Origin of the sequence: Streptomyces sp. NPDC050759, assembly GCF_044456945.1 — a bacterium.
Lineage (GTDB): Bacteria > Actinomycetota > Actinomycetes > Streptomycetales > Streptomycetaceae > Streptomyces.
Map to the genome: position 1 here is coordinate 75,258 of NZ_JBITGI010000030.1, position 11,682 is coordinate 86,939.

Sequence of the window (11,682 nt, forward strand, 5' to 3'; positions counted from 1 at the left end):
CATGAGCAAGATCCTGATCCGTGGTGCGAAGGTCCTCGGCGGCGAGCCGCAGGACGTGCTGATCGACGGCTCGTCCATCGAGGCGGTCGGCACGGGGATTTCCAGCGAGGGCGCCGAGGTCGTCGACGCGGGCGGAAAGGTGCTCCTGCCGGGCCTCGTCGACCTGCACACCCATCTGCGCGAACCGGGCCGCGAGGACTCCGAGACGGTGCTGACGGGCACGCGCGCGGCGGCCTCCGGCGGTTACACCGCCGTGTTCGCCATGGCCAATACCTTCCCGGTCGCCGACACTGCCGGTGTGGTCGAGCAGGTCTACCGGCTCGGCCAGCAGCACGGCTACTGCGACGTGCAGCCCATCGGCGCGGTCACCGTCGGCCTGGAGGGCCGCAAGCTCGCCGAACTCGGTGCCATGCACGAGTCGGCCGCCGGTGTGACCGTCTTCTCCGACGACGGCAAGTGCGTCGACGACGCCGTGATCATGCGGCGCGCGCTGGAGTACGTGAAGGCCTTCGGCGGGGTCGTCGCCCAGCACGCCCAGGAGCCGCGGCTGACCGAGGGCGCCCAGATGAACGAGGGCGTGGTCTCCGCCGAGCTGGGGCTCGGGGGCTGGCCCGCGGTGGCCGAGGAATCGATCATCGCCCGGGATGTCCTGCTCGCCGAGCATGTCGGCTCCCGCGTCCACATCTGCCACCTCTCGACCGCCGGGTCCGTCGAGATCGTCCGCTGGGCCAAGTCCCGCGGCATCGACGTCACCGCCGAGGTCACCCCGCACCACCTGCTGCTCACCGACGAGCTGGTCCGGTCGTACAACCCGGTCTACAAGGTGAACCCGCCACTGCGCACCCAGCGGGACGTGCTCGCCCTGCGCGAGGCCCTGGCCGACGGAACCATCGACATCGTCGCCACCGACCACGCCCCGCACCCGCACGAGGACAAGGACTGCGAGTGGGCCGCGGCCGCCATGGGCATGGTCGGCCTGGAGACCGCGTTGTCAGTGGTGCAGGAGACCATGGTGGACACCGGGCTCCTCGACTGGGCCGGGGTCGCCGAGCGCATGTCCTTCAAGCCCGCCGAGATCGGCGGGGCGAGGGGGCACGGGCGTCCCGTCTCGGCTGGTGAGCCCGCCAACCTCATGCTCGTCGACACGGAATACCGTGGGTCCGTGGACCCCGCGGGCTTCGCCTCGCGCAGCCGCAACACTCCGTACGAGGGGCGTGAGCTGCCGGGCCGTGTCACGCACACGTGGCTCCGGGGCAAGGCCACGCTCGTCGACGGGAAGCTCACGTGACACCTGCAACTCTGCTCGCCGCCGGACTCACCACCGGCCTTGCCGCCGAGAAGAAGTCGGCCGAGGTCACCGACTGGGCCGCCCGCGCCGGCTGGCTCGTCGGCCTCGCTCTCTTCGTCGCGCTCGTCTACTGGCTGATGCGTGAGGGCTGGAAGTGGCGCGGCACGCTCCAGGGCGACCTGCCCGAGCTGCCTGCCCGCCCGTCGCCCACCACCACCCTCAACGGAGGCGGCAAGCCGCCGCTGCACGGAATGCCGGACGACCCCGGCCCGGTGAGACTGGGCATGAGCGGCCGCTACCACGGCTCCACCACCGCGGGGCAGTGGCTCGACCGGATCGTGGCCCACGGCCTGGGCGCCCGCAGCCGGGTCGAGCTCACGCTGACGGACGCGGGACTGGACGTCGTGCGCCCCGGAGCGACCGACTTCTTCATCCCGCGCGAGGCCCTGCGGGAGGCCGTGCTCGGCAAGGGCATCGCCGGCAAGGTCCTGACCGAGGGCGGGCTGCTCCTGGTGACCTGGGCGCACGGCGACCGGCTGATCGACTCCGGGTTCCGCTCGGACCGCGCGGCCGAGCACACCGAATGGGTCGACGCCATTAACTCCATGATCAACAAGACGGAAACGGAAGGCGCACGATGACGACCTCCACGAAGGGGAACGCCTCGCAGAGGAAAGAGGTGTCTCCCGCGGTACTCGTCCTGGAGGACGGCCGGATCTTCCGCGGCCGTGCCTACGGGGCCGTGGGGGAGACCTTCGGCGAGGCCGTGTTCTCCACCGGCATGACCGGCTACCAGGAGACCCTGACCGACCCGTCGTACGCCCACCAGATCGTCGTCGCGACCGCCCCGCAGATCGGCAACACCGGCTGGAACGACGAGGACGACGAGTCGCGGCGCATCTGGGTCTCCGGCTACGTCGTGCGCGACCCCGCGCGTGTGCCGTCCAACTGGCGCGCCAGGCGCTCCCTGGACGACGAGCTGGTCGCGCAGGACATCGTCGGGATCTCCGGCATCGACACCCGCGCGCTCACCCGCCACCTGCGCGAGCGCGGCTCGATGCGCGCCGGGATCTTCTCCGGCGAGGCGATCGCCGCCGAGCCCGAGCTCGTCGCGCGCGTGCAGGCCCAGCCGCACATGAAGGGCGCCTCGCTCTACGAGGAGGTCGCCACCAAGGAGGCCTACGTCGTCCCCGCGGTCGGCGAGAAAAAGTTCACGGTCGCCGCGATCGACCTCGGCATCAAGGGCATGACCCCGCACCGCATGGCCGAGCGCGGCATCGAGGTGCACGTACTGCCGGCCACGGCCACCCCGGAGGACGTCTACGCCGTCGCTCCCGACGGGGTCTTCTTCTCCAACGGGCCCGGCGACCCGGCCACCGCCGACGGACCGGTCGCGCTGATGACCGCCGTCCTGGAGCGCAGGACACCCCTGTTCGGCATCTGCTTCGGCAACCAGATCCTCGGCCGCGCGCTCGGCTTCGGCACCTACAAGCTGAAGTACGGCCACCGGGGCATCAACCAGCCCGTGCAGGACCGGACCACCGGCAAGGTCGAGGTCACCGCGCACAACCACGGATTCGCCGTGGACGCGCCGCTCGACAAGGTCAGCGAGACCAGGTTCGGGCGCGTCGAGGTCTCGCACGTCTGCCTGAACGACAACGTCGTGGAGGGACTCCAGCTGCTCGACCAGCCGGCCTTCTCCGTCCAGTACCACCCCGAAGCGGCAGCGGGTCCGCACGACGCCGCCTACCTGTTCGACCGCTTCACGTCTTTGATGAGCACAGTCTCGATGGAGGGCCAGCGTGCCTAAGCGCACCGATATCCAGTCCGTCCTGGTCATCGGCTCCGGCCCGATCGTCATCGGCCAGGCCGCCGAGTTCGACTACTCCGGCACGCAGGCGTGCCGGGTCCTGAAGGCCGAGGGCCTCAGGGTGATCCTGGTGAACTCCAACCCTGCGACGATCATGACCGACCCGGAGATCGCCGACGCCACCTACGTCGAGCCGATCACGCCGGAGTTCGTCGAAAAGATCATCGCCAAGGAGCGGCCGGACGCGCTGCTGCCGACTCTGGGCGGCCAGACAGCCCTCAACACCGCCATCTCCATGCATGAGCAGGGTGTGCTGGAGAAGTACGGCGTCGAACTGATCGGCGCCAACGTCGAGGCGATCAACAAGGGCGAGGACCGCGACCTCTTCAAGGGCGTCGTCGAGGCCGTCCGCCAGAAGATCGGGCATGGCGAGTCCGCCCGGTCCTACATCTGCCACTCGATGGACGACGTCCTGAAGGGGGTCGGGCAGCTCGGCGGCTACCCGGTCGTCGTCCGCCCCTCCTTCACCATGGGCGGCGCCGGCTCCGGCTTCGCGCACGACGAGGAGGAGCTGCGCCGCATCGCCGGCCAGGGGCTGACGCTGTCTCCCACCACCGAGGTGCTCCTGGAGGAGTCCATCCTCGGCTGGAAGGAGTACGAGCTGGAGTTGATGCGCGACAAGAACGACAACGTCGTGGTCGTCTGCTCCATCGAGAACTTCGACCCGATGGGCGTGCACACCGGCGACTCGATCACCGTGGCGCCCGCGATGACGCTGACCGACCGCGAGTACCAGCGGCTGCGTGACATCGGCATCGCGATCATCCGCGAGGTCGGCGTCGACACCGGCGGCTGCAACATCCAGTTCGCGGTGAACCCCGTCGACGGCCGCATCATCGTCATCGAGATGAACCCGCGCGTGTCGCGTTCCTCGGCGCTCGCCTCCAAGGCGACCGGCTTCCCGATCGCGAAGATCGCGGCCAAGCTCGCCGTCGGCTACACGCTCGACGAGATCCCGAACGACATCACGGAGAAGACCCCGGCCTCCTTCGAGCCGACTCTCGACTATGTGGTCGTCAAGGCCCCGCGGTTCGCGTTCGAGAAGTTCCCCTCTGCCGATTCCACGCTGACCACGACCATGAAGTCGGTCGGCGAGGCCATGGCGATCGGCCGCAACTTCACCGAGGCCTTCCAGAAGGCACTGCGCTCGCTGGAGAAGAAGGGCTCGCAGTTCACCTTCGTCGGCGAGACCGGCGACAAGGACGCGCTCCTGACGGAGGCCGTGCGCCCCACCGACGGCCGCATCAACACCGTCATGCAGGCCATCCGCGCGGGCGCCACCCCCGAGGAGGTCTTCGAGTTCACGAAGATCGACCCGTGGTTCGTCGACCAGCTCTTCCTCATCAAGGAGATCGCGGACGAGCTGGCCGCCGCCGACCGCCTCGACGCCGGTCTGCTCGCCGAGGCCAAGCGGCACGGCTTCTCCGACCAGCAGATCGGCGAGATCCGGGGCCTGCGCGAGGACGTGGTGCGCGAGGTGCGGCACGCACTGGGTGTGCGCCCGGTCTACAAGACCGTCGACACCTGCGCGGCCGAGTTCGCCGCCAAGACGCCGTACTTCTACTCCTCCTACGACGAGGAGAGCGAGGTCGCGCCCCGGACCAAGCCCGCGGTGATCATCCTGGGCTCCGGTCCGAACCGCATCGGCCAGGGCATCGAGTTCGACTACTCCTGCGTGCACGCGTCCTTCGCGCTGTCGGACGCCGGGTACGAGACGGTGATGGTCAACTGCAACCCGGAGACCGTCTCCACCGACTACGACACCTCCGACCGGCTGTACTTCGAGCCGCTCACGCTCGAGGACGTCCTGGAGATCGTCCACGCGGAGCAGCAGGCCGGTCCGGTCGCGGGCGTGATCGTGCAGCTCGGCGGGCAGACCCCGCTGGGTCTGGCGCAGGCGCTCAAGGACAACGGCGTGCCCATCGTGGGCACCCCGCCCGAGGCGATCCACGCCGCCGAGGACCGCGGCGCGTTCGGCCGCGTCCTCGCCGAGGCGGGCCTGCCGGCCCCCAAGCACGGCACCGCCACCACCTTCACCGGCGCCAAGGCCATCGCCGACGAGATCGGCTACCCGGTCCTCGTACGGCCCTCCTACGTCCTCGGCGGCCGCGGCATGGAGATCGTCTACGACGAGACCCGCCTGGAGTCCTACATCGCCGAGTCGACCGAGATCAGCCCCTCGCGGCCGGTCCTCGTCGACCGGTTCCTGGACGACGCCATCGAGATCGACGTCGACGCCCTCTACGACGGCCAGGAGCTCTACCTGGGCGGCGTGATGGAGCACATCGAGGAGGCCGGCATCCACTCCGGCGACTCGGCGTGCGCACTGCCGCCGATCACGCTGGGCGGCTTCGACATCAAGCGCCTGCGGGCCTCCACGGAGGCCATCGCGCGCGGGGTGGGCGTCCGGGGCCTGATCAACATCCAGTTCGCGATGGCCGGTGACATCCTCTACGTCCTGGAGGCCAACCCGCGCGCGTCCCGCACCGTCCCCTTCACCTCGAAGGCGACCGCGGTGCCGCTCGCCAAGGCCGCGGCCCGGATCTCGCTGGGCGCGACCGTCGCCGAACTGCGCGCCGAGGGTCTGCTGCCCGCCAACGGCGACGGCGGCGAACTCCCCCTGGACGCGCCGATCTCCGTGAAGGAGGCCGTCATGCCGTGGTCGCGCTTCCGCGACATCCACGGCCGCGGCGTCGACACGGTCCTCGGCCCGGAGATGCGCTCCACCGGCGAGGTCATGGGCATCGACTCCGTCTTCGGCACGGCGTACGCCAAGTCGCAGGCCGGCGCCTACGGTCCGCTGCCGACCAAGGGGCGTGCGTTCATCTCCGTCGCCAACCGCGACAAGCGCTCGATGATCTTCCCGGCGCGCGAGCTGGTCGCCCACGGCTTCGAACTGCTCGCCACCTCCGGCACCGCCGAGGTCCTCAAGCGCAACGGCATCAACGCCACCGTGGTGCGCAAACAGTCCGAGGGCACCGGCCCGAACGGCGAGAAGACCATCGTCCAGCTCATCCACGACGGCGAGGTCGACCTGATCGTCAACACCCCCTACGGCACCGGCGGCCGCCTCGACGGCTACGAGATCCGTACGGCGGCCGTGGCGCGGTCCGTCCCGTGTCTGACGACGGTCCAGGCGCTCGCCGCCGCCGTCCAGGGCATCGACGCCCTCAACCACGGCGATGTGGGCGTCCGTTCGCTCCAGGAACACGCGGAACACCTGACCGCGGCCCGCGACTAGCAGCCCTGAGGGGGACACCGGAAACGGTGTCCCCCTTTTGGTGAGGACACCATGTACAAGATCTTTTTCAACCTCGTCTTCAAACACCTGGACCCTGAGAAGGCCCATCATCTGGCCTTCCGATGGATCCGCCTCGCCGCCCGCCTTCCCGTGCTGCGCACGTTCGTCGCGGCCGCTCTCGCACCCCGCTACAAGGAGCTGCGCACCGAGGCCTTCGGGCTGCGCATGCACGGCCCCTTCGGACTGGCCGCGGGCTTCGACAAGAACGCGGTCGCCATCGACGGCTTGACGATGCTGGGCTTCGACCACGTAGAGATCGGCACGGTGACCGGGGAGGCCCAGCCGGGCAACCCCAAGAAGCGGCTGTTCCGCCTGGTACAGGACCGCGCGCTCATCAACCGCATGGGCTTCAACAACGAGGGCTCGCTGGCCGTGGCGGCCCGCCTGGCCTCCCGTGAGCCGGTGTTCAGGACCGTTGTGGGCGTCAACATCGGCAAGACCAAGGTCGTCCCGGAGACCGAGGCGATCGGTGACTACGTGAAGTCGGCGGAGCGGCTGGCGCCGTACGCCGACTACCTGGTCGTGAACGTGTCGTCGCCCAACACGCCGGGCCTGCGCAACCTCCAGGCGGTCGACCATCTGCGTCCGCTCCTGACCGCTGTCCGCGAGGCCGCCGACCGCAGGGTGGCCTCCCGTCGCGTCCCGCTCCTCGTGAAGATCGCGCCCGACCTCGCCGACGAGGACGTCGACGCGGTCGCCGACCTGGCCGTCGAGCTCGGTCTGGACGGCATCATCGCCACCAACACGACCATCGCGCGCGAGGGACTCGGTCTGACATCCGCACCCGCCCTGGTGAACGAGACCGGCGGCCTGTCCGGAGCACCCCTCAAGGAACGCTCCCTGGAGGTCCTGAGGCGCCTGTACGCCCGCGTGGGCGACCGGATCACCCTGGTGGGCGTCGGTGGCGTCCAGGACGCCGAGGACGCCTGGCAGCGCATCCTGGCGGGTGCCACGCTGGTCCAGGGCTACAGCGCGTTCATCTACGAGGGTCCCTTCTGGGCCCGCGCCGTCCACAAGGGGCTCGCCGCGCGTCTGCGCACGAGTCCGTACGCCACCCTCGCCGACGCGGTCGGCGCCGACGTGAGGAAGACCACGGTATGACCGAGCCCTTCGGCGCACGCCTGCGCCGAGCCATGGACGAGCGCGGCCCGCTGTGCGTGGGGATCGACCCGCACGCCTCACTGCTCTCCGAATGGGGCCTGGACGACGACGTGGCCGGTCTGGAGCGGTTCAGCCGCACGGTTGTGGAGGCGCTGTCCGACCGGGTCGCCGTGTTCAAGCCCCAGAGCGCGTTCTTCGAGCGCTTCGGCTCGCGCGGTGTCGCCGTGCTGGAGAAGACCGTCCAGGAGGCCCGCGCGGCCGGCGCGCTGGTCCTCATGGACGCCAAGCGCGGTGACATCGGCTCGACCATGGCCGCGTACGCCGAGGCCTTCCTGCGCAAGGACTCCCCGCTGTTCTCGGACGCGCTGACCGTGTCGCCGTACCTCGGTTACGGCTCGCTCTCACCGGCCGTCGTGCTGGCGCGCGAGAGCGGTGCGGGCCTGTTCGTGCTCGCGCTGACGTCCAACCCGGAGGGCGGCGAGGTCCAGCACGCCGTCCGCGCGGACGGCCGGGACGTCGGTGCGACCATGCTGGCCCATCTGGCCGCCGAGAACACGGGGGAGGAGCCTCTGGGGTCCTTCGGCGCCGTCGTCGGGGCCACGCTCGGCGATCTGTCGTCGTACGACCTGGACATCAACGGTCCGCTCCTCGCGCCCGGGGTCGGGGCCCAGGGGGCCACACCGGCCGATCTCCCCGGTGTCTTCGGGTCGGCGATCCGCAATGTCGTCCCGAACGTCAGCCGGGGTCTGCTGAGGCACGGTCCCGACGTCAGTGCGCTGCGCGCGTCCGCCGAACGGTTCGCGGACGAGATCAGGTCCGCGCTGCCGACGGGTTGAGGCGTCCGTCGAGGACCGCACGAGGCGTACGCGACGGTCGTCGCGGATGTTCGACAGCCCCGTTCGAGTCCTCCGACGCGTGGTTCGAGGCCCGCTTGAGTCTGAATACATCCTCAAATCCGGGGCATTATGTCAGGAATGTCCGACCTGACGGAGGCTGACCAGGACTTTTCCGCTGTTCTCGCTGACTCTGGCGGACTTGCCCGCTAGTCTCCGACGCAGAGTGAACGGGCAAGCGTGTTGCTCGTGGCTCCCCAGGTGTGGGGCGACTAGGTTCCTCACCGGTCCGTATCCGACAAGTTCGACATCCGAGGTGACGTAGGCGTGGCTCTTCCGCCCCTTACCCCTGAACAGCGCGCAGCCGCGCTCGAAAAGGCCGCCGCGGCTCGCCGGGAGCGGGCCGAGGTCAAGAATCGACTCAAGCACTCCGGCGCCTCCCTTCACGAGGTCATCAAGCAGGGCCAGGAGAACGACGTCATCGGCAAGATGAAGGTCTCCGCCCTGCTCGAATCCCTGCCGGGCGTGGGCAAGGTCCGCGCCAAGCAGATCATGGAGCGACTCGGCATCTCCGAGAGCCGTCGTGTACGCGGCCTCGGCTCCAACCAGATCGCTTCGCTGGAGCGTGAGTTCGGCAGCACCGGTTCCTGAACCGGGTCACTCCGGGAAGGGAGTCCCGGGCACTCCGGGATTGCTGGAATAATCGCTGCATGGCTGCAACATTCCGGGGGACGACCCCCGAGCCCCCGGACGTACGTCCGCGGCTGACCGTGCTCTCCGGCCCCTCGGGGGTCGGCAAGAGCACGGTCGTCGCTCATATGCGCAAGGAACACCCCGAGGTCTGGCTCTCGGTGTCGGCGACGACCCGCAGGCCCCGCCCCGGCGAGAAGCACGGTGTCCAGTACTTCTTCGTCACCGACGAGGAGATGGACAAGCTGATCGCCAACGGCGAACTGCTGGAGTGGGCGGAGTTCGCCGGCAACCGCTACGGCACGCCGCGTGCGGCCGTGCTGGAGCGGCTGGAGGCGGGTGAGCCCGTCCTGCTGGAGATCGATCTCCAGGGCGCCCGGCAGGTCCGTGAGTCCATGACGGACGCCCAGCTGGTGTTCCTGGCTCCTCCCTCCTGGGAGGAGCTCGTGCGCAGACTCACCGGACGGGGCACCGAGCCGCCCGAGGTGATCGAACGCCGCCTGGAGGCGGCGACGGTCGAACTCGCGGCTGAACCCGAGTTCGATGTGACCTTGGTCAACACCTCCGTCGAGGACGTGGCGCGCGAGCTGCTAGCCTTGATGGATGTGGTGTGATCCCGCCTGCTCATCGAGGCTTGATCCATCACACTGAATCTTTCCCATCCATCGGAAGGTAGAGCGTGTCCTCTTCCATCTCCGCGCCCGAGGGCATCATCAACCCGCCGATCGACGAGCTCCTCGAGGCCACGGACTCGAAGTACAGCCTCGTGATCTACGCGGCCAAGCGGGCCCGCCAGATCAACGCGTACTACTCGCAGCTCGGTGAGGGCCTGCTTGAGTACGTCGGTCCGCTGGTGGACACCCATGTCCACGAGAAGCCGCTCTCGATCGCCCTGCGTGAGATCAACGCTGGTCTGCTGACGTCCGAGGCCGTCGAGGGCCCGGCGCAGTAGTAGTACTTTCAGCTTTTGGCTGACTTATCCACAGGCCCGGCAGCGCGACTGTCGGGCCTGTGGTGTGTGATGGACCCGTACGTCGCAGTCGTACGTTGCCGAGCCGGGGAGAGACGGGGAGACACGGTGGACAAGCCGAAGGTCGTGCTGGGGGTCAGTGGCGGCATCGCCGCGTACAAGGCCTGTGAGCTGCTGAGAAGGCTCACGGAGTCCGGCCACGACGTCCGCGTCGTTCCCACCGCCTCCGCACTGCACTTCGTGGGCGCCGCGACCTGGTCCGCCCTGTCCGGTCATCCGGTCTCCACCGAGGTCTGGGACGACGTCCACGAGGTCCCGCACGTCCGTATCGGGCAGCACGCCGACCTGGTGGTCGTGGCCCCGGCGACCGCGGACACCCTCGCCAGGGCCGCGCACGGCCTGGCGGACGACCTCCTCACCAACACCCTCCTGACGGCCCGCTGCCCGGTCGTCTTCGCGCCCGCCATGCACACCGAGATGTGGGAGCACCCGGCCACCCAGGAGAACGTGCAGACGCTGCGCCGACGCGGTGCGATCGTGATCGAGCCGGCCGTCGGCCGGCTGACCGGCGTCGACACCGGCAAGGGCCGGCTGCCGGAACCCGCGGAGATCTTCGAGGTCTGCCGCCGGGTGCTGGCCCGGGGCGTCACCGAGCCCGACCTCAAGGGCCGGCACGTGGTCGTGAGCGCCGGCGGCACCCGCGAGCCCCTCGACCCCGTCCGGTTCCTCGGCAACCGCTCCTCCGGAAAGCAGGGCTACGCCCTCGCCCGCACAGCGGCCGCGCGCGGCGCCCGGGTCACCCTGGTCGCGGCGAACACCGGTATGCCGGACCCGGCGGGCGTGGATGTGGTCCCCGTGGGGACGGCCGTGCAGCTGCGCGAGGCGGTCCTGAAGGCCGCGGCCGACGCCGACGCGGTCGTCATGGCGGCGGCGGTCGCCGACTTCCGCCCGCAGGCCTACGCGGCCGGAAAGATCAAGAAGAAGGACGGTCAGGACCCCGAGCCGATCGTCCTGGTGCGGAATCCGGACATCCTCGCCGAGATCTCGGCCGAGCGCGCCCGCCCCGGCCAGGTGATAGTCGGCTTCGCCGCCGAGACCGACGACGTCCTGGCCAACGGCCGTACGAAACTGCGGCGCAAGGGCTGCGACCTCCTCGTCGTCAACGAGGTGGGGGAGCGCAAGACCTTCGGGTCGGAGGAGAACGAGGCGGTGGTGCTGGGCGCCGACGGCAGCGAGACCCCGGTACCGCACGGCCCGAAGGAGTTCCTGGCCGAAACCGTGTGGGACCTGGTGACACAGCGCCTCACGTGAATGTTTCCTTCGCTTCTCGGTCCCCTCAAACCTCTGCCACAGAGGCGTGGCGCCCCTGGCCAAGCCCGCTCGTCATTGGGCACAATGCCCGTGCCGCAGGTCACGGCACTCCCGAGTGGCGAGACGGGGGAGCCGGTGGCCGAGCACGACCGATAAACTGTTCTCGGACGGATGCCGGGCGCAGCCCCCGAGCCCGTCCGCCAATGATCAGCCAGCAGCCGCTGCAACCCCAGGGAGCGTTGTGTCCCGTCGTCTGTTCACCTCGGAGTCCGTGACCGAGGGCCACCCCGACAAGATCGCTGACCAGATCAGTGACAC

At 69.5% G+C, this 11,682-nt stretch carries 11 protein-coding genes; all 11 read left to right on the forward strand.

What is annotated here, in order from left to right:
* Window position 1 precedes the first annotated feature (1 nt).
* Entirely contained in the window at window positions 2–1,288 is a 1,287-nt protein-coding gene (locus tag ACIBJB_RS45990; protein WP_398940131.1) for a dihydroorotase, read from the forward strand.
* The gene (locus ACIBJB_RS45995; RefSeq protein WP_398940132.1) at window positions 1,285–1,929 is read left to right on the forward strand and encodes a hypothetical protein; all 645 of its coding nucleotides are present in this window, start codon (window positions 1,285–1,287) and stop codon (window positions 1,927–1,929) included. The genes ACIBJB_RS45990 and ACIBJB_RS45995 overlap by 4 nt, the downstream gene beginning before the upstream one ends.
* Window positions 1,926–3,098, forward strand: coding sequence for a glutamine-hydrolyzing carbamoyl-phosphate synthase small subunit (gene carA / locus ACIBJB_RS46000; protein ID WP_398940133.1), 1,173 nt, complete (start codon window positions 1,926–1,928; stop codon window positions 3,096–3,098). The genes ACIBJB_RS45995 and carA overlap by 4 nt, the downstream gene beginning before the upstream one ends.
* Complete coding sequence (carB, locus tag ACIBJB_RS46005) at window positions 3,091–6,399, forward strand: carbamoyl-phosphate synthase large subunit (RefSeq protein WP_398940134.1); 3,309 nt, start codon at window positions 3,091–3,093, stop codon at window positions 6,397–6,399. Before carA ends, carB begins: the two co-directional genes overlap by 8 nt.
* Before the next feature lie 51 nt (window positions 6,400–6,450).
* Window positions 6,451–7,560, forward strand: a complete 1,110-nt coding sequence (locus ACIBJB_RS46010; RefSeq protein WP_398940135.1) for a quinone-dependent dihydroorotate dehydrogenase — start codon at window positions 6,451–6,453, stop codon at window positions 7,558–7,560.
* Entirely contained in the window at window positions 7,557–8,396 is an 840-nt protein-coding gene (gene pyrF / locus ACIBJB_RS46015; RefSeq protein ID WP_398940136.1) for an orotidine-5'-phosphate decarboxylase, read from the forward strand. The genes ACIBJB_RS46010 and pyrF overlap by 4 nt, the downstream gene beginning before the upstream one ends.
* A 324-nt stretch (window positions 8,397–8,720) precedes the next feature.
* The gene (locus tag ACIBJB_RS46020; protein ID WP_003977346.1) at window positions 8,721–9,044 is read left to right on the forward strand and encodes an integration host factor; all 324 of its coding nucleotides are present in this window, start codon (window positions 8,721–8,723) and stop codon (window positions 9,042–9,044) included.
* 59 nt (window positions 9,045–9,103) lie between these two features.
* Entirely contained in the window at window positions 9,104–9,697 is a 594-nt protein-coding gene (gene gmk, locus ACIBJB_RS46025) for a guanylate kinase (RefSeq protein ID WP_398940137.1), read from the forward strand.
* Window positions 9,698–9,762: 65 nt separating this feature from the next.
* Window positions 9,763–10,035, forward strand: coding sequence for a DNA-directed RNA polymerase subunit omega (rpoZ, locus tag ACIBJB_RS46030; RefSeq protein WP_003988945.1), 273 nt, complete (start codon window positions 9,763–9,765; stop codon window positions 10,033–10,035).
* A gap of 126 nt (window positions 10,036–10,161) precedes the next feature.
* A complete protein-coding gene (gene coaBC, locus ACIBJB_RS46035) occupies window positions 10,162–11,364 on the forward strand; it encodes a bifunctional phosphopantothenoylcysteine decarboxylase/phosphopantothenate--cysteine ligase CoaBC (protein WP_398940138.1) in 1,203 nt (400 codons plus the stop codon).
* 241 nt (window positions 11,365–11,605) lie between these two features.
* On the forward strand, window positions 11,606–11,682 hold a 77-nt coding region (locus ACIBJB_RS46040; protein WP_225845865.1), incomplete at its 3' end, for an S-adenosylmethionine synthetase N-terminal domain-containing protein.